Genomic DNA, 19,044 nt, shown 5'->3' on the forward strand with positions numbered 1-19,044 from the left:
GGCCACGCGCACTAGCGCCGGCCGTCTTCCGGTGAAAAGCCCCGCCATATCGACATGGCCCATCAATCCGGAAAAGATGACTTGCTTTTTCGTCAGAAATACCGGGAACTTGAGGCTGCGCGCGGGCAGACCCGATATCACCCGCTGTGCACAACGCGGAACAGTGCATATGCAGTGGCAAGCGCCGGTGACATCGGATGCAAAATGCAATGACGCTTGCGGCTGCCGCGCCATTGAATGCCTGGGCTTGGAAGCTGCCAGCCGCCGTCTTTCGCACCTGCAAGTGCATAACACGCTGTGGATGTGTCACTCGATACCGATCGCCTCTATGTACTGATTGCGCCGCTGAGCATTTTGCTGCTCAGTTGCACGCTGGCCGTGTGCTGGCTGGTGCAGCGTCGCCAGCGCTATCTGCTGTGGATCGCCGGCGGCTATGCCCTGGTTTCCCTGGCGCTTGCATGGCAGAGCATTGCCCCCCGCGAACAACTCCACCATTGGGCCGTGTACACAGGCGCCATGTACCTGTTTGGCACCTGGTGCTTTGCGCGCTGCATGGCGGGGCGTTACGGGGTCTCGGCCCATCCCGTGCTGGGTTTGCTCATAGGTGCGGTGGTTCTGGCCGCGCTGTACTACTACAGCCGGATCCAGGTCGATCTGTGGGTACGCGTGCATTGGCTCAACACAGGCCTGGGCCTGCTGCAGTTGCTGCCGGCGCCCGCCATGCTGCGGCGCCGGCCACCGCAGGATTGGCTGGAGAGAATGCTCTACTGGTCCTACGTGGTGTTTGCCGGCTACACCGCCGCCCGGCCGCTGCTGGTGCTGGCCCTGGGCAGCACCGACCTCAATGAGATTGCTCGCTCCACCTACTGGCTGGTGACTCTGGTCAGCACGCTGTCGTTTGCTCTGCTGTTCACCCTGATGCTGCTGGCCTGCACGGTGCGCGATGTCTTCACCGCGCTGCGCCAGGAGCGCAACCACGACTCGCTGACCAACCTGCTCAACCGTCGCGCCTTCCAGGAGGCCGCCGAGCTGCGCCTGGCCGATTCGCACATGGCGCCGGTTTCCGTGCTGATCGGCGACATAGACCACTTCAAGCGCATCAACGACAGCTGGGGCCATGACTGTGGCGACCGCGTTCTGCAGGCCGTGGCCAGGACCTTGCAGCAGCATGTGCGCAGCGACGATCTGGTCTCACGCTTTGGCGGCGAGGAATTCGTGCTGCTGCTGATGCGCACCACGCCCGAGGAGGCCGAGCGCGTGGCCGAGCGCATACGCGCTCAGCTCAGCGCGGACGGCTATGTGCTGGCAGCCGGCCAGCGGATCACCATCAGCTTCGGCATCGCCCCCGTGGCCGCCAACACCGCCCTGACCGATGCGCTGACGCGCGCCGACGCCCTGCTCTACTCCGCCAAGCAGGCAGGCCGTGACCGTGTGCACGTGGCCTCGGACCCCGGCCGCAAGCTGCCCCAGACCGCCTGACAAAGGAAGCAAGGAACGCCTTGCTCGGGCTTGCGCCCGTCAAAACTCGCTGAAAAGAAAAGCCCGCCAGGGAGTGGCGGGCTTGTTCGTCATCAAGGCAGCGTGGGCGCCTTACTTTTTCGCATCCTTCAGGGCTTCCTTCACATCGCCCAGCTTTTTCTGAGCCGTGCCTTCGACCTGCTTCGCAATGCCCTTGGCCTGCTGTTCGGGGCTGTCGATCAACTCGCCAGCCTTTTGCTGCACCTTGCCTGCGGCATCCTTGAGCGTGCCCTTGATCTGATCCGTGTTCATAGCTGCGTCCTTTGCTGCAAGAGCTTCTAAAAAAGGGATGGATCCTTGCAGACCCGACGCAACGATAAGCGCGCCCCGCAAGGACAGCCGCCAGCGCTCGGCAACGATGAGCGTGGTCTCAGGCCTACAGCCTCATCTCTTCCCCGGAGCGCGGCCTGCCGCCATGCCTGTTTCGGAGCGCAGGCGTTTCAGTGCCTCGTCCACCACCGCTTCCTTGTGCGCCTCGAACAAGCCTGCCGCAGCGTCCTTGTGCTCTTGCAGCAACTGGCACAGGCGCGAAATTTCCTCTCTCAATCCCGCCGCACCCTGCTCGACCCCGGCCTGGTCGGCATCGCCGGCTTCGTCCAATTCGAAGCTGCGCCGTATGCGCGCAACGATTTCTGCATTCATGGAACGGTGGCCGGCCTTTGCCGCTTCCGAGATGCGATCACGCATGCCATCCGGAAAACGGACGATGAAGCGCTCCTGGGTTTCGCTGGGAAAGGGTTTGCGTTGCATTGCGCGATGGTACCTGCCGGATGCAAATTCAGATTCATGCCTAGTTGACATGATTCCAAGTTGGCATAAAACTCGAAACGACCCGCCCGGGGGCTGTGCAAGCCCACATCCACGCCCTCGAACCACCAGCCCTGAATCCAGGACACATTGCGCAAGGACAGAACCATGCCGGACACAGACATGCCAGCCTCCGTGCATCCTGCGCAGGCCGTCGCCAGCCCGCCCGACCCGGAGACCCTGGCAACAGACGCGCTATGCCACATCAGCGCAGCGCTGAGCGTGCTGGAAATGCATGTGGAAAGATCCAGCCGCGCCATGGTGATCGGTGTCCGCGACCTGCTGCGCGGCTATCACCACAAGGCGGACCGCGCCGCTGCCGAGCAGCCGGTGGAGGCCCTGGCCAGCAGCGTGCTGCCACAGATGTCCGCCGACCTTCAGGGCCTGCTGGAAATCATTGACCGCGTGAACGACGACGAGACGGACGACCCCATCCTCTATGCCGTGAGCTACCTGCTCAGGGCGGCCAAGAGATTCTCGGATGCGGCGGCGCAGGCCTAGCAGCCTGCGCATCGCCGCTTTCCATCACTCCTCGTTGGTCCACTCCACCCGAGCGCCCAGACTGCGCAGGTTCTCCACGAAGTGCGGATGCGCCCGGCGGATCGGCGTGGCGTTGCGGATCTCCGAGCGGCCCTCGATGCTGCTGGCGACCATGAACAGCGCAATCGCCACGCGGATGATGTAGGGGCTCTCCACCACGGCCGGCGTCAGCGGATTGCCGCCGAAGGTGACCACACGATGCGGGTCCGAAGAAAACACATGGGCGCCGAACTTGGACAGCTCTCCCGTCCAGCCCAGCGCGCCGTCGTAGATCTTGTTCCAGAACAGCGCATTGCCCTGCGCATGCACGCCCAGCGCAATGAAGATGGGCAGCAGATCCACCGGAAAGTACGGCCAGGGAGCGGCTTCCACCTTGGTGAGCACATTGCTGGTGAACGGCGTCTGCACCTTCAGCGGCCCCGAGCGCAGCGCGCGTGACCAGCCGTTCTTGTGCTCCACCTGCACGCCAAACTTGGCGAAGGTGCGGTCGATCAGCGGAAAGTTGTCCGGCGTGCTGTTGCGCACCTCCACATCGCCGCCCGTGATCGCGCCCAGCGCGAGAAAGGTGGTGATCTCGTGGAAGTCTTCCTCGAAGCTGAACTCGCCGCCGCTCAGCGGCGCGCCGCCACGCACCGTCAGCCGCGAGGTGCCGATGCCGTCGATGTCGGCGCCCATCATCACCATGAAGCGGCAGAACTCCTGCACATGCGGCTCGCAGGCCGCATTGGTCAGCATGGACTCGCCCTGCGCGGCCACGGCGCACAGCACGAAATTCTCTGTCGCCGTGACGGAGGCGTAGTCCAGCCAGTGGCGCACGGCCTTGAGCGGCTGTGCGCTGTGGATCAGCAGCGAGCCGCTGGCGCGCTCCACCTCACCTCCGAAGGAGCGGAAGATGTCCACGTGCGGATCGATCTCACGCACGCCCAGCGTGCAGCCCTTGATGTTGTCCTCCAGCCGCGCCACGCCAAAGCGCGCCAGCAGCGGCGGCACCAGCATGATGGAAGAGCGCATCTCCTCCGGCAGGCGATGCGACGATGCATCAAAGCGCGTATCGCGATGATGCAACTGCAGCGTGCGTGTGGTTTCGTCCAGCTGCACCTCGCTGCCCAGCGTGCGGAAGATGTCCAGGATCTTGCGCACATCGGTGATGTCCGGCACGCCATGCAGCCGCAGCGGCTGATCGGTCAATAGCGTGGCGCACAGGATCGGCAACACGGCATTCTTGTTGGCGGAAGGAACGACGCGGCCGCGCAAGGGCGTGCCGCCGTGGACGATGAGATTGGACATGGGGGTGCAGCGCAAGCAGCGAAAGGACAACGCGTGATTCTAGGGTTGCCAAGCCCCCCCGGCGGACCTGCATCGGCTGCGCGCACCCGCTGTTTCAACAGGTTTCTTCTCTGGATCGCCAACCTGACAACAAAGCGTCAGGCTCTGCCCTGGAGTTCGTGCCCGTAGACGATGAAGCCACGATGCTCGGCCACCTGGTCATACAGCGCACGGCCCGCTTCGTTGGAAGACTGCGTCTGCCAGTAGACACGGCGCGCTCCCGCCAAGGATGCCTGCTCGTAGACCGCGCGGATGAGCGACTTGCCTATGCCCTGCTTGCGCCGGCGTGCATCGGCAAACAGATCCTGCAAATAGCACACGGGCTCCAGCCGCGTGGTGCTGCGGTGGAACAGGTAGTGCGCCAGGCCCACCAGCTCACCCTCGCTCTCTGCCACCAGCGCAAACACCGGCTCCAGCGGATTGAGAAAGCGCTCCCAGGTCGCCTGCGTGATGTCCTCGGGCAGCGCCGTCTCGCCAGCGCGCCCGTAAAAGGCGTTGTAGCCCTGCCAAAGAGGAAGCCATTGCTGATGGTCCGCCTGTGCAACGGGCCGGATCTGAAGCGTGGGAACGGAGGACATGGAACTCCTGGCAAATGAGATGGGGATCCCGAATTCTAGGGACTGCCAGCCGCCGCAAAGCCGTTGCCGACGCGCTGCTCACACCTGTGAAGACCTGCGGACAGGCCGCACAGCGCGTGCGCAAAACACATACGCAGCGTACAGACCCGGCCTACATGCGGCCACAAACTTGACCCGCACGGAAACGCCGCGAAACCAATTGAAATAGATCCCGTCAGAGGCCGCGCTCCCCAAAGGCTTCCGAAATCACATGACGGAGATACAAGATGCATCGAGTCGTTCCCACAGAAAGCTTCAACCCGGACCCGGATGCCCGCTACCACCGCAGCCTGCTGGAAGCCTTTCCCGTGCGCGGCGGCCAGCAGCTGTTGCTGCTGCGCATGGAGCCACGGCCTCTGCTGGAACGCCTTTCAATGCTCGGGCTGCGCATTCTGAACCGCATCCGCAATTGAACTGGCAAGAACCACCAAACACTCCCGAGAGCTGCACGATGCGCCACCTCTTCCTCGTATTCCTGTGGTCTGCAATCTGCGCCATCTCCTTTGCGGTGGCGATGCTGGCCAGCCCCATGTTCAGCCACGCCATCTGACAGCGGTGCCCTCTGCACCCGCATGCGCGCAGGTCCATGCGCGGCATCTCCAATGACCGCCAGTTTGCCGGCCCGCCTTTTCACAAGGCGGCCATTTCTGACCTGGGTACGAATGACGCACTACACTGCGCCAGTCCATTTGCCTGCAAAGGAGTTGCCATGAAGAAACGCAGACTGCAGATTCACCCCGTAGTGGGCGCATTGCTGATGGGAATTGCCGGCCTTACGGCCCTGCCCGGCACCTGGGCCTGCACCCGCCTTGTCTTTCTTGGTGCGAATGGCCAGGTCGTCACCGCGCGCTCCATGGATTGGAAAAGCGACATCGTCAGCAATCTCTGGGTGCTCCCGCGTGGAATGGAGCGCTCAGGCAAGGCAGGCCCCAACTCGTTGCGCTGGACGTCCAAATACGGAAGCGTCATCACCTCGGGCTATGACGTCTCCACCACCGATGGAGTCAATGAAGCCGGCCTCAACGCCAACCTGCTCTGGCTGGTGGAGTCCCAATACCCGGCCTTCGGTGCGGGCAGCAAGCCTGGCCTGACCATTGCAGCCTGGGCGCAATACGTGCTGGACAACTTCGCCACCGTCCAGGAAGCCGTTGCGGCGCTGGAGAAAGAACCTTTCACCATCGTCTCCGACAACGTTCCCGGAGAGAACCGGCTGACGACGCTGCATCTCTCGATGTCCGACGCCAGCGGCGACAGCGCCATCGTCGAGTACATCAATGGCCGGCAGGTGATACATCACGGCCGGCAATACCAGGTCATGACCAATTCACCGACGTTTGATCAGCAGTTGGCTCTCAACACCTATTGGCAGCAAGTGGGCGGCACCACCATGCTGCCCGGCACCAATCGCGCCGCCGATCGATTTGCCCGCGCATCCTTCTACGTCAACGCCATCCCCAAAAGTCAGGACCCCAACAAGGCGCTGGCCAGCGTCTTCAGCGTGATCCGCAACGCCTCGGTGCCCTACGGCCTGAATACGCCGGAGGAGCCCAATATCTCGTCAACCCGCTGGAGAACCGTTTTCGACCACCAGCGCAAGCTCTACTTCTTCGAATCAGCGTTGACGCCAAATACCTTCTGGATAGACCTCAAGGCACTCGACTTCAGCCAGAAAACCGGCAAGGTTCTCAAGCTGGATCTGGGCCCAGACCAGAACCACACCTTCTCGGGCGATGCCACGCGGCAGTTTCAGGAATCATTACCGTTTCAATTTCTAGGCATCTAGGGAAAAAAAAAGCGAGCAGAAACACCAAATCAACAACGGCCGCTGGCGGCCCCCAACTTTGCACGGTGCCTGCAGGCATCACAACCATGACCGTCATCGGCGGGGGCGGCGCGACGGGAGGACCTGTCAATGCAGGCCTCGGCACCGATCGGAGTTCTTCCTGCAAACCACGCCCGTCGGGTGCGCCCAAGCGGAAAATCATCTGGTAGCCTGCATGCAAGCGAGGCGATCAGTGCCTCTTAGAAAGGATCAGCATGCTTTCCAGAATTTGCGCAGCTGCATTTTTCGCTGCCATCACGCTTGTACAAATGCCGGCGATCGCCCAGGCGGACGTTCCGTCCACTGCGGTGACCTTCAAGAAAGGCACGTCGGGCGCGACTGTCCAAGGCAAGCTCCAAGGCAACAAGGAGCAGGCGCGCGACTACATAGTGCGTGCGGTTGCCGGGCAGAAGATGACCGTGCACATGGAGACGAAATCCACCTCCACCTACTTCAACGTGCTGCCGCCCGGCAGCGAGGAAGCGCTGTACCGGGGCGAGGTGGCAGACGGCCCCACATGGACCGGTGCATTGCCCGCCAGCGGTGACTACCGTGTGCGTGTCTTCCTCAACCGCGCAGCCGCCCGCCAAGGCAAGTCTTCGGCGTACGCGCTCAAGATTTCCGTAGTGGATTGACGTAGCGCGGTGTCCAGACGATCCACAACCTGCTCGTCCCGCAGACACGCACAACACATGCTCGGCTTGTTCGAATCCTGCTCGGCCAGCTCAACGAAGCCGGCAGCCTCTGACCAAGAACATGCTCCGGGACCGCTTCGACGCCGCTCGGGATGCCGCCGGCATTCCCAAGGCGCAGTTCCAGCCACGGGGCCTGCGCGCCACGGCCGCCAACACGTTGGATGACGACGGCGGGATACGGCTGGAGCACACGACGGAGCGCATGACCGCCCAGTACATCCGCCACAAGGTGGGCAAGAAGGTGAAGCCCGTTCGGTGAATTGCGGAACACGCCCAGAGTTGCGGAACGCGGCCTGGAAATTTCGGCCCCATCTTGCTACTTCTTCGATAGCAAAGAAAAAAGGCCTCGTATTGCTACGAGGCCTTGTGTTCTTTGGTGGGTCCTGCGAGATTCGAACTCGCGACCAACGGATTAAAAGTCAGACTCTCAATCCATAAAAATCAATAGGTTAAATCAATTTTTGGGAATATAAACCTAGATTTGCAGAAGCGTTTATGCGGCCCCTGCAGTCTTATTCCCAGAACCTCCTATGTCAAATTTATCGCTCATTCACTGCCTCACTCAGCTGCATCGTCAGTAGACGCTGCAAGTTTTGCCAAGTGGCTTTCGATGCCCTGAAGTGCGCTGCGAATATCAGAAATCGTACTCGCATTTTTCCCATCAATTGCGTTAACCACTGCCTCCTCCATACTCTTCACTGTCGTCATTCCCTCAAGATGCTTCACCGACAAAACACATGTGTCATTAGCTTTTTTATTGCGCCACAAAGGCGGATTAAACTCATACGAAATATCTATTCTTAAACCTTTCTCCCCAATCTCATTTAACAATCCTCCATATTGCCCTCCCCAAAAAACCAATTTTTGTCTTGGCGCAAGAGATGGAATACCCGATGCCGGTATATATTTCCCTTTGCCGTCTGGGTGTTTAATACCAAAAAAACCAATAGGTATAGGGTGCGAGAACGCTATATTAAATGCATTTCCAGTGCCAACATTCTCAATAACCAACTCAATAATCGATTGTTGGCGACCACTTGATTGATAATATGCCACAACTTGCGGCTGAGAGTTTTTATAAACAGCCAAATAAGCAACCACAGCTGCAAGTGCAGCAGCAGCCGGCGCCAAATAATCCGACAGGTAGCTAGCAATATTTATCATTTCAATCCTCTAGAAATTATCAATTTTACTCAGAGCAAACCGAAAAAGCAGCATATACGGAAAATATAACATACTAAGATTTATCGAAAGACCCCGCCAATCTCTCCAGCGAATTCAGATCGATCAATTTAATCCTTTGTGCCGGAGCAACTTTAACTAGTTCAATTAACTTTCTGGCATATCTCCACCAAATCATGCGCCGACCCCCATCGCCAACGTTATATACCCTCTCTACAGCGCCAACTTCTGCAGCCATATCCAACTGCTCATCCAGAAGGAACCACAAAATCAGAAATCCCAAAGAGGATCTATCCCAACCACACTGGAGCGCAAAATCAATATCACTAAATTCAAACTGTTTGGAAAGAACTCTTTTTACCACCTCCACTAATTCAGATTGAACTTTCACACCTCGCGCCTGAACACATAGAATATCGTAAGCAATTCTCCCGCAATCTTTATTCTCATTACCATATGTACCTTGCAAGCAAGCCAGCGCCGCAGAAGCCAAAGTAACCTTGAACCGCTGGCCAATAAATCGAAGATCTGTTCCAGGCACAATCGAGTCAAAAAAATCACACAACCACTGAGCAGCTTCCGCATCATCCTTTACGGTCGCCATAGAAGATCGACGCTCATTCCGCAAACCCGTGAATATCATATTGGCCAATAAGACAAGATCCTTGGGAATACGGTAATTAACTTCCAATTCCGAAATTGCATCATCATATTGGCTAAAAATTTTATTTAAGTCGCGATCTTCCGCAATTAAATCTCCAATACCACAAAGAGATTTAAATTTTTCTAAGAATTCTAGTTTTATATCTGGATCACTTCTAAAAGCCATAGAATTTAAAGAGCGCTCCTCTTTAATTCTTAACATTTCTTCGCGCTCTTCATAGCTATTCCAAGCGTTAATTGAACCAATAACACCTTCTGCGGAAACACCTGACCCGAAATTACTTTCCCAATCGCTCATATTCCAGTCTCCTTCGATACAGTTCAACGAAATAAATTTCTACAGATGCCTATATCATCCCAGGCCATAAATGCACCAGGGCAGATGTAATTAGCGTAGAAAATAGTCAAGGCCAGATCAAGTGCTTAGCCGACGATCTGGCACAATGTTGCCATATCAACTTGAATGATGGAGATAGGCATGAGGTGGAGCTTACCTGTATTCGCCAGCCTTCCATTCGGTGCGCAGGCTGCACTTGATCAAGCGCCGGGCTCCGTCGGCTTTATAGGCGTCGAAAACATAGTCTGGCTGGTAGTGCTGTCTTGCGCTGTGGGCTGGGCCACTCGAGAGGTGCTGCAATCCAGCGGGCGCCACACGCCAGAGAGCGAGGCCATGATTACTGCGGTGGCTGCCTTGATAGGTGGACCCCTGCTGACTTGGCTGTTTTTCTTTTGAGGCTTGCCATGCTTCCATGACTGCCCATTCCTGGCGCTTTGCCAGAGTTGACAGTTACCGTTGTCCTGTAGGCACCGCGAAGCGGCATCTCCGGGGTTGTGCCGGAATTGAACAAAAACAACGATTTACGTCCTCTGGATGCCGGCAAGGAACAGGGAGGGCATTTCCTGCTTTCTGCAGGAGATTAATGAAATCAACGGGTTAGAGGGGCAGCCCAGGCCCCTCCTCCGCTGACCCTACTCCTCGACCGCGAACCGCCCTGCCTCCATGGCATCGCGCCGCTTCTTCGGCAGGTAGACCCCATCCTCAGCCTCCCGAATCCGCTTCTCGCGCATGCGCACGCTCTGGGCCAGTTGCATGGGCTGGATGCGGCGGGCCGGGTTCTTCTCGTTGAAGCGCTGGATGGCTTCCCGAGCCTCGGTCTTTCCCTCCTCGTCCTTGGCCATGGCGGCCATGGCGAACTGCTCCACCAAGGCGCTGCGCCGTGCCTGCAGCGCGCGGTCCTGGCCCACGATGGCGGACTTGCCTTCGTAGGCGTTGCGCACGCTGGATGGCGAGAAGCCCACGGCCTGCCCGGCCACGGCGGCGGCGTCCACCTGGTCCTGCACCACGATGCCGGTCTTGTCCTTGACGCCCTCGGTCTCGTAGCGCCAGGCCTTGAGCGGTCCGCGCAGCACGCTGGGCGCCATCGTCTCCAGCCCTCGCTGGTACCGGCCCTCGCTCATCTCCTGCAGGCCCTTCAGGGCGTTGATGCCGATGCCGGCCACGGGGCCCAGGGCGGCGGCCATCGCCGACTCGCCCAGGCGCTGCCCCTCCAGGCCTTCCTGCAGGTCCGGCAGGATCAGCTGGTTCAGCCCCACGCGACCCGAGATGTCCCAGGGCGTCAGGCGGGACAGGCCATGGGACAGCGCCTCGGCCGGCTTCTGCCCGAAGGCGTCGGCCAGCATGTTCTGCATGGCAACCTGCGCGTCCCAGGGCTCGTCATCGTCGCCGCCAAGCATCGAGGCCGCGGCCAGCAGCGTGGTGACCATGGGCAGGCCCAGCACGCCGGCTGCCATGGCATGCGTGGTCAGCAGGCCGGCCAGCGCCTTGCGCGCGGCGGCGCGGTCTTCGGGCTTGCCGGCGGTCAGGGCCTGCTGGGCGTTGCGCACCAGTGTGTAGACCATGTTCTGGCCATACTGCTTGAACAACAGCAGCACCCGGGCCACGTTGCCCTGCATGACGCGCGGGCGGTTATTCGCGCTGTAGTCGAAGTGGCCGTCGTAGGTGGCCTGTACGGCATCCTGATAGGCCTGCTGCTGGCTGATGCCCGTCTCGCGCGCCAGTCGGTAGGCCGCTACGAAGGTCACCTGGCGGTTGAACTTCTCGGCGTGGTGGAACATCCAGCTGGCCGCGTTCATGACCGGCCGCAGCTTGTGCGACACGTTGCGGTCCTCGCCCTGGGCAATGCCGGCCAAGTCGTGCGCCATGGTCACGTCGATGACGCCCGAGCGCACGGCCTCGTCGAAGGCGGCTTTCTCGTCCGGGCTAAGCGATCCGGTGATGTCGTTCTTGCCGCGCACCGCCTCCTGGCTGGCCTTGAGCAGCGCGGCGCCCGACTTACGGAAACCCCAGCGTGCGCCCATGACCGGGTAGGCCACCAGGGCGGTCTGGGTCAGGTTGACCATGGCCGAGGCCGGGGACAGGCCCAGGTGGAACATGAAGCCCACGCTGGTCAGCGCCGTGGACAGCGCATTGGTCTTGGGGTTCATGGCCGCGTCGTGCCGCTTGACCATCTCGTCCACCACCTGCTGGCCCTTCACCGAGTCGAAGCCGGCATCGCCCGCGCCCTGGTCCACGCGGCGCTGCATCTCGCCAAGCTGGTCCTGCAGCTGGTCGCCATACCGCAGCTTGGCCAGGTAGCTGGCCCCGTGGAAGACGTTCTGGGCAAAGGCCCGGCGCGCGTCCTGGCTGAACCCGGCCGTGCCCTTGCGGTGGATCCCGTGCTTGGCCCAGGACAGGTCCGGCAGCGAGGACAGGTAGAGCTGGCCCAGCGCATCCTCAAGCTCGGCCCGCTGGGCGGCGTCCATGCCCTGCTTGTCCAGCACGCCATACAGCTGCTCCATGAAGCCCCGGCCCACGGTGTCGCGCTCGGCCACGAAGTCCTTGGCCTTGAGCACCTTGCCCACGCTGAAGCCCTTGTCCTTGGGGAAGGCCGTGGCCATCTGGCCGCGCATGGCATCGGCCTCGGCCATGGTCTCGGCCCGGCTGACACTGGCGGTCTTTCCCTCGGCATCTTTGACCACCACCACGTATTGGCCGAAGCGCGCCAGGGGGAAGTACACGCCCTTGATTTGCCCGAAGAACTCGTCATCCATCCGCTTGAGCATGGCCGCCTTGCGCTCGCTGCTCATGCCGCCGGCGCGCTCGATACGCTCCTTGATGGCCGCGCGAACGTCGCGCATGTGCTGGCGGTAGGTATCCCGGGCCTTGGTATAGACCTCGCGCGCCTCGGGCGTCAGGGCCTCGAAGCGGCGGCGCAGCGCGCCGTACTGCACGCGGTTGTCGCTGGCCATGTAGTCGGCGGCCGGATCCATCTGCGCCAGGGTCGAATCGTGCATCAGCTCGGCCAGAGCGCGCTCGTCGGCCAGCTTGGCCCAGTTCTGGGCCAACTGGTCCGCGCCGGCGCCGGCCTCGTTCTTGTCGGCGTCCATCCTGGCCATGAGGTCGCTGTACGTGCGCAGCTCGGGCAGCATGTCGCCGTAGACGTCCACCAGCTGCCGGCGGCCCAGGAAGCCCAGGCCCAGGGGTCGCAGGTCCGTCGCCTTGTGGTGGGCAATCTTCTTGGCGTTGGTCGCCGTCATGGCCTGCAGCGTGGCGCCCACGCGCTGGCTCGCCGGGTTATCTCCCAGGGTGCGGTAGCGCGCCAGGCCTGCTGGCCCACCAGCCGACGCGGGGGTGCGGCCCTCGCCCGCGCTCTCGATGGCGCGCAGCACGAACCGCTCGGCCTCGTTGTAGGTCATGTTGCGGATCCGGCCGGCCAGGCGCTGCATGCCCATGCGCTCGGCCACGCCGGCCAGCCAGTTGGCCAGGGCGCGGATGCGCAGGCCCATCCTGGTGCCGGCCTGCTGCTGGGCGCGCAGCTCCTGGGCCACCACGGCCAGGCCCTCCTCGATGGCCAGGGCCTCGTAGCGAGCCGTCAGGTCGGAGCCGCGCAAGCCCATGTCCCGCAGCACCTGCAGCTGCAGCGGCGCGTCGGGGGCCTGCTCCTTCCAGTCGATGGCATACTGCCGCACCCTGGCATCGCGCTTTGCCAGATCCAGCATGGCCTGCACATAATCGGAGCCTGGCAAGACATTGCGCACACCCAGGTGGAACATCTCATGAAACAGGGTTTCGACAACAGCGTCAGCACTGCGGTGGGCGGAAGCAACGATGACGATCCGTCCCTCGCCTGGTATCGCCGCACCCATTACACCGTCGGGCGCATCGACCCCAAGCTCATCGCTCCGAAGCACGACGCGAACTGGTGGCGGGTTCCGCAGGCCCGCAAGGGCATCGTCCACCGCCTTCTGGGCCTGTTCAAGCGTCAGGCCTGAGCCCGGCGGCACGTCGCTGGTCGCGCTGTAGAGCACCGCCTCGCCATCATCGCTGGGGCGCTGATTGGATTTGTTGGCCGGGCCGCGGGCCTCTTCAGGCGCAGTGCTGGGCTGCTGACCGGCTACTGGGCCAGCGTCTGCGGCACGTCCAGGCTGCGTTTGTTCAGTTCGTTGCGCAGGATTTCCTTGCGCCGCGCGGGCGGCAGCTTCATCAGCGCCGCCATCGCCTGCGCCACCTTCTTGCGCGATTCGGGACTCTTGGGCAATGGCATCTTGAATTTCCTGTTCTGAAAAGCCGAGCGAGCGCATGGCCGCTTCGGTAGTAGTGTTGCCCTTGGAATCCCAGGGAATGTCGTCATCCGTAAGGGCCAGGACCTCAGCATCGTTGAGGCCTGATGCCAACTCTTCAGCACGAGCATCTTCATCGAATGCACGTTGGCGTGCAACAAGCGCCTGCATCTCGGCATCGGCCACCCCATCCGCATACTGGGCGATCACGCGCTCCCCGCGCAGCGCCCGGCTGATAAGGCCATGCAGCTGGGCGGTGTCTGGCTCGACCAGAAAGCCTTCCTCCACGGCGGCCTGGGCCAGCGCATCAAGCTGGATGCCGGTCTTCCGGAAAATGGGGCCGTAGCCCGGCACCATTGCGGCGCGCTGCTCTGCCCGGCCGGGCGCGAACTCCGCGCGCAGGCCCAAGGCCACGCCATACTTGCCTAGGAATGCGCGCATAGGGTTGGCTTCAGCCGACTGGGCCCGCGCCCTATTGCCCGGCGCTGTGCGGCGACGTTCCACCTCACGAAAAGCATTGCGCTGCTCCTGTGCGGCCGCCGCAGCCGCGCTGCTTGCAACGGGATTTTCCCGCTTCAAAGCGTTGCCGCTCAACGCTCCTGTTTCCGCAGCATCCACTCCAGCAGGCTGTAGCTGGCGCGCAGTATCTGCCGCATCGATGTCGGCCACGATCTCCGCCAGACGCTTGCCACGCGGCTCCAGGCCCAGGCCACGGGCCACACGGCCGGCCTGCATGGCGTTGGTGCGCCAGTTCGCTGGCCGGGCGGCAGTACGCTGCTGGCCCACGAACCCCAGTGACGGGTCACCCTGGGCGGGCGCGGCTTCGTGGGTGCTGGTCAGGCCCTGGCGCTGCAGCTCGGCCTGCACCTGCTCGCGCGTGGCGAACGGGCGGCCGTCGGGCATGGTGATGGTGCTGGCCGGGCCGGCGCCGACCTCGCGCACGGGCGCTTCGATGACTTCGGGGCTGGGCGTGGGCGCCGGCTGCGGGCCAGGCGCTGCACCATCCTGCTGCTCGTCCAGCGGTGTGATGCGCGTCAGGTTGCTCAGACCCAGATCAGCGCGGCGCGCGCGCTCGGCCTCCACCTCCTGCCGCCGCTGCCGCTGCTGGTTGATCAGGGAGACGGCCTCGGAGCGGGTCTCCGGGCGCACGCCATCGGCACCGGCAACCATGCGACCAGAGGGCGAGTTGTCGTAGGTCAGTGCTGGCGTGACGGGCTCCACGGGCAGAGAGCGCACGGGCGTGATATTGCTCATCCCCAGGTCGGCTCGGCGTTGGCGCTCAGCATCGAGCGCTTGGCGCTTTGCCTGGATGGCATTGATGTTCGCCACTGCTTCAGCCCGCGTCTCGGGACGCACGCCCTCGGGGCCCGCCACCATACGGCCAGATGGCCCGGCATCGAACCCCAGCACCGCAGGGCCGGCCTGCGGCACTGCGGCGCGTTGTTCCTCGGGCAGGCGCACGGTGGGCTGCACGTCGTAGCCCCGGCCGCTGGGGTGTGGCACCACGGACACGGGAATGCCGGCGGCGGCGGCCTGGCGGCGCAGGCCGTGGGCCTGGTCCAGACGCAGCGGCGCGCCGGGCTGCAGCTGCTGCGCCAGGGCCAGCTGGTTGATCTGCTCGGCCGCCGGATCGGCGACGGCTGGAGCTGCAGCGGGCGCGAAGTCGATCTCGTTGCCGAAGGCCAGGCGCTCGGCTGGGGTCAGTGTCAGCCGTTCATCCGGCCGGGCAGCGCGCGACGCCATGAAAGCATCAGGGGAGAACGTCGCGTGCAGCGCCTGCGCGGCAGCCTCGCGCGCGCCGGGCACCAGCCCCTTCCTGGGCGCCCTGTTCTCGTCCATGGCCTCAGCCAGGAGACGCCGGTACTGTGGCCGCAGCTCCGGCTTGATGGCCTGCTCGATCAGCGGCGCGTACTCGGCCACGTCGGGCAGCGGCCCGCGCGGCTCGAAGTTCCGCAGGATGCGCCCCTGCTCCATGTCGGCGGGGCCCAGGTCCACCTCAGCGGCCGGCGCGGCGGCGGCCAGGTCGCGCGCCTCCGCCTCGCGCGCTGCTCGGACGCCTGCGGGGATGTCGCGGGCCAGGTCAGCCTCCACGATGCGCGCGGCACGCTGCTGCTCCTCGGTCATGCGCGGCATGGCTTCGGCCATGGTCTCCTGCGCGCTGGCGGGTGCGGGTGCCACGGGCGTGGGCGCCAGGCCCAGGTCGCCGGCCATGACAGCAGCCTTGGACAATGGGCCGGCGTTGGGGTCGATCGCTGGTGCTGCCGCCGGCGCCGGCGCGGCGTCTGGGGCGGGCTCGGCAATCGGTTGCTGGCCCGGCTCACCCTGGGTCTGCCCGGTCGCCCCATGACCACCGCGCACCGCTGCGCCGGTACCGGCACCCAGCAGGCCGCCGGCCACGCCTTCGGCCACTGCTTGCCCTGCCACACCCTGCCAGGTCGGCACGTCGCCGCCCTCGCGCTGCTGGGCCACGTTGGAAGCGAAGCGCTCCTGGCCACCCTGCACCGCCTCGGGCAGGCCTTCGGTCACGGCGCCCGTGGCCGCGCGCCGCAGCAGCGCCTGATTGGTGGCCCGGCCGGCCAGCGCACCGCTCACCAGCCGCTCCACGCCGGTCGTGCCCGTCACCAGGCCCAGCCCAGCGCCCAAGGCAATGTTGTCGGCGTTGGGGCCGATGTACGCCTGCGCACGGTCTGCAGCCTGGCGTGCGGCTTCCGGCGTGGCGCCCTGCTCCCGTTGCTGCTGTTCCACCGCTTCGTGGATGCTGCCCTTCACCGAGCCCGCGCCCTGCGCTGCACCCAGGCCGGCGCCCAGCGCCGTGCGGGCTGCCGCGCTGCGGCCCACCGGCGTGAACATGGATGCCACGATGGGCACCACAGAGCCGGCTGCTTCCGCCACGGTGCTGACAGGCGCCTCAGCGATACCGCCAAGCTGCGCGCCCACTTCGCGCAGCACGGAGCCGGACTGCTCGGCCTCGCGGATGGTCTGTGCCCGCGCGGCTTTCTCGGCCTGCCGCTGGGGACTCAGCCAGCTCTGCACCGTGTCCTGGGCGCTGCCCAGCTGCTGGGATACAGCATTACCCGCGCCGCCGGCGTCAGCGATGGCTTTCGTGGCGCCCACGGCGCCGCCGGCAAAGGCCGTGGCAATGTCCGCCAGCTTGCGCCCAGTGCTGGCCGGCTTGACCACATCGAATTGCGCCCAGTCCACAGGCTCCGCTGCAGGAGCAGAGCCACCGCCCACGGGCGTGTAATCGTTCCAGTTCACGTCCGCCATGGCTCAGCCTCCCACCAGCACGGGCTGGCCATTCTTCACTTCGTACAGCCGGCCATCCTTGCCGCGCACCATGCTGCCGTCGGGCGGCGCGGCTGCGGGCTGCGCCTGGGTCGGCATGCGCCGCATTTCCCCGGTGCGCTCATTGACCGCACCCAGGATGCTCTCGGTCTTGTTGCCCTGAGCGTCAGTACCGCCTTGCAGAGCAACAGACTTCCAGCGGTCCTCGCCGTCCTTGCCCAGCAGCGTCAGCAGGCGTTGGCGGGCGCTGCGCTGTTCGGCTGGCGTCTGGGCGTTTTCCACTGCCTGCTGAGCCGCCTCAAGGCGGGCAGCAGAACGGCTCTGGTAGCCCGACGCGATCTGCTCCAGGCTCAAGCGACCACGAGCGATCTCATTGGAATCTGCCGTGCCCAGCGCGCCGAGGGCTGCACGCTGGCTGGCCCCCTGCTGCTGGACGCCCTCGCGCTGCAGCGACCCGCGCTCGCGCATGCCCGCGATCTGGATTGCTGGTTCAGCCTGGCGCAGCGCTTGGTCCGTGGCCAGCATGGCCCGGTACTCCTGCATGGCGGGATTGTTCTCGGCACCTCGACCGCCCCAGCGCCGCGTACTCATGATCGAGCTGGCCGATACGGAGGCGTTGCGCAGGTCGTTGCGGGCCTGCCAATCGTTGCCGCTGTGGCGCATCGTGGGGACTGACACACCAGGGGCGGGCGCGGCAGATCCAGTGGCCAGGGCCAGAAGCCGGCTGTAGGCTTCGTTGCCAGCGCCGTTGCCGGCCGGTTGCGCAGGCGCGGGTGTCGGAGCGGCTGCTGTGGCCCGCGACGGCATGGCTTCGCTGGGCGGTCCCATCAGCTCGCCTTCGTTGTAGTGGCCCAGGTCAGCCGCACGGTTTGCGGCAGCGGGGGCAGCGTTTGCCGAGGAAACGGCAGGCCGCTCTGTGCTGCCAGCACTGGAAAGCGAGGCGGCCCCAAGGGCTGGTGCGGTGAACGCACGACCGGCGGCGATAGCTGCGTTCGCGGCCCCCACCTCACGCGCCGCACTCAACGACTGGGCGGCAGCGCCCACCATGCGCCCGGCCTTAAGCATGGACCCTGCAGCTGGAAGCGCATTCGCCGTATTCAGAACATTGCGCCCCAACTCTGAATCCCAGACGCTATCCTGCGAGCCGCGTGCGACGGGCCCCGCTTGGTACCCATCGGTGGGGATTTGCGCCACACGCTCAGCAAGACTGCGCAGCCGACCACCCTGGTCGTCGGCCTTGACCAAGCCACCGTCGGCGAATCCTGGCCGCGGCTGCGTGCCATACAGAGGGCGAGGCTGTGTGCCAGTGGCGGCGGGCTGTTGGTACTGGGGCAGGCCCGGCACACCAGGCTGCTGCGGTGCACCAGGCGTTGGCACTGCTGCAGGCTGGTTCATCGCATTCAGCCTTGCCTGCGCGGCATCACGGTCTCTGCTCGGCACGATGGAGCTGGCGGTGACTTCGAGGTTGCGCTGCGCGTTGCGTGCTGCCCAATCCATGGGTGCGGCCGGTGCAGGTGCTGGAGTGGCAGCGGCGGGAACTGCAGGTGTAGCACCAGTAGATGCTGCTGGCTGAGCACCCGGTGCCGCAGGAGCGGCGGCCGGCGGAGGCCGCATGCCCGGGTTCTCGCTGTAGGTTCCACCAGGCGCGCGACCGTTGATGGTGATGTTCCCGCGAATGTCGGTGCCGCTGTAGCTGTTGCCGGTGCGCGTCACAGCGCTGGGATCGTCCACCAATCCGCCGTCTGCGTAGTGGTCAGCTTGGCCTTTGCCCGTGGGGGTGTGCGTGCTGGCCACCAGATCGCGCAGGCTTTTCACGCCCACCTTCTTCACCGTGTCGGCGGGCAGAATGAATTCGCCGTCGGATGCCTTGATGTCGATGGAGTCGGAGGTGCCGGTGCCGGGACCGCGAATGTGGCCACCGTTGCCGAGGGCCAGGAGCCGGCGCGCCGCCGGAGATTGAACTTGTGCCATGGGAGACCTCTTGGGTGTT

14 protein-coding genes are annotated in these 19,044 nt (G+C 63.7%); 6 read left to right on the forward strand and 8 right to left on the reverse strand.

Translation table 11 applies throughout. The annotated features are described in order from the left end of the window. The first annotated feature begins 303 nt into the window (after positions 1–303). Positions 304–1,479: a diguanylate cyclase gene (locus tag ACF8ME_RS13940; protein WP_392416971.1), complete on the forward strand. Its 1,176-nt coding sequence runs from the start codon at positions 304–306 to the stop codon at positions 1,477–1,479. A 111-nt stretch (positions 1,480–1,590) separates the two neighbouring features. Here the strand turns inward: ACF8ME_RS13940 and ACF8ME_RS13945 are convergent, their stop codons facing one another. Both ACF8ME_RS13945 and ACF8ME_RS13950 read right to left on the reverse strand, forming a co-directional pair. Next, on the reverse strand, positions 1,591–1,770 hold the full coding sequence (locus tag ACF8ME_RS13945; protein WP_016446836.1) for a CsbD family protein: 180 nt from the start codon (positions 1,768–1,770) through the stop codon (positions 1,591–1,593). Between the two features lie 132 nt (positions 1,771–1,902). Beyond that, the gene (locus ACF8ME_RS13950; protein ID WP_016446835.1) at positions 1,903–2,268 is read right to left on the reverse strand and encodes an Arc family DNA-binding protein; all 366 of its coding nucleotides are present in this window, start codon (positions 2,266–2,268) and stop codon (positions 1,903–1,905) included. A gap of 165 nt (positions 2,269–2,433) precedes the next feature. Here ACF8ME_RS13950 and ACF8ME_RS13955 point away from each other — a divergent pair, with 165 nt between their 5' ends. Continuing rightward, a complete protein-coding gene (locus ACF8ME_RS13955) occupies positions 2,434–2,826 on the forward strand; it encodes a hypothetical protein (protein ID WP_209671306.1) in 393 nt (130 codons plus the stop codon). Positions 2,827–2,850: 24 nt separating this feature from the next. Here the strand turns inward: ACF8ME_RS13955 and ACF8ME_RS13960 are convergent, their stop codons facing one another. Further along, on the reverse strand, positions 2,851–4,152 hold the full coding sequence (locus tag ACF8ME_RS13960; RefSeq protein WP_392416973.1) for a UDP-N-acetylglucosamine 1-carboxyvinyltransferase: 1,302 nt from the start codon (positions 4,150–4,152) through the stop codon (positions 2,851–2,853). Between the two features lie 137 nt (positions 4,153–4,289). Continuing rightward, positions 4,290–4,769: a GNAT family N-acetyltransferase gene (locus ACF8ME_RS13965; RefSeq protein ID WP_016446832.1), complete on the reverse strand. Its 480-nt coding sequence runs from the start codon at positions 4,767–4,769 to the stop codon at positions 4,290–4,292. Positions 4,770–5,035: 266 nt separating this feature from the next. On the opposite strand from ACF8ME_RS13965, the gene ACF8ME_RS13970 reads away from it, so the two are divergent. The 4 genes from ACF8ME_RS13970 (at position 5,036) to ACF8ME_RS13985 (ending at position 7,584) form a co-directional block, all read left to right on the forward strand. Next, positions 5,036–5,221: a hypothetical protein gene (locus ACF8ME_RS13970; protein WP_017405224.1), complete on the forward strand. Its 186-nt coding sequence runs from the start codon at positions 5,036–5,038 to the stop codon at positions 5,219–5,221. A 296-nt stretch (positions 5,222–5,517) separates the two neighbouring features. Beyond that, complete coding sequence (locus tag ACF8ME_RS13975; RefSeq protein WP_209800626.1) at positions 5,518–6,591, forward strand: linear amide C-N hydrolase; 1,074 nt, start codon at positions 5,518–5,520, stop codon at positions 6,589–6,591. 254 nt (positions 6,592–6,845) lie between these two features. After that, positions 6,846–7,265: a hypothetical protein gene (locus ACF8ME_RS13980; RefSeq protein WP_016446828.1), complete on the forward strand. Its 420-nt coding sequence runs from the start codon at positions 6,846–6,848 to the stop codon at positions 7,263–7,265. Positions 7,266–7,386: 121 nt separating this feature from the next. Then, positions 7,387–7,584, forward strand: a complete 198-nt coding sequence (locus ACF8ME_RS13985) for a hypothetical protein (RefSeq protein WP_016454860.1) — start codon at positions 7,387–7,389, stop codon at positions 7,582–7,584. Between the two features lie 299 nt (positions 7,585–7,883). Here ACF8ME_RS13985 and ACF8ME_RS13990 read toward each other — a convergent pair whose 3' ends face one another. The 4 genes from ACF8ME_RS13990 to ACF8ME_RS14005 all read right to left on the reverse strand — a co-directional run bounded on the left by ACF8ME_RS13990 (position 7,884) and on the right by ACF8ME_RS14005 (position 19,025). Continuing rightward, a complete protein-coding gene (locus ACF8ME_RS13990; protein WP_392416977.1) occupies positions 7,884–8,489 on the reverse strand; it encodes a hypothetical protein in 606 nt (201 codons plus the stop codon). Between the two features lie 73 nt (positions 8,490–8,562). Beyond that, on the reverse strand, positions 8,563–9,468 hold the full coding sequence (locus ACF8ME_RS13995) for a hypothetical protein (RefSeq protein ID WP_392416979.1): 906 nt from the start codon (positions 9,466–9,468) through the stop codon (positions 8,563–8,565). Between the two features lie 671 nt (positions 9,469–10,139). Continuing rightward, positions 10,140–17,036 (reverse strand): PLxRFG domain-containing protein, encoded by a 6,897-nt coding sequence (locus ACF8ME_RS14000; RefSeq protein WP_392416981.1) that lies wholly within the window; start codon positions 17,034–17,036, stop codon positions 10,140–10,142. Positions 17,037–17,039: 3 nt separating this feature from the next. Next, complete coding sequence (locus tag ACF8ME_RS14005) at positions 17,040–19,025, reverse strand: hypothetical protein (RefSeq protein ID WP_392416983.1); 1,986 nt, start codon at positions 19,023–19,025, stop codon at positions 17,040–17,042. Positions 19,026–19,044: the final 19 nt, after the last annotated feature.

The sequence above is a fragment of the Delftia sp. WSY_7 genome (genome assembly GCF_043104845.1).
GTDB classification, from domain to species: domain Bacteria; phylum Pseudomonadota; class Gammaproteobacteria; order Burkholderiales; family Burkholderiaceae_C; genus Comamonas; species Comamonas tsuruhatensis.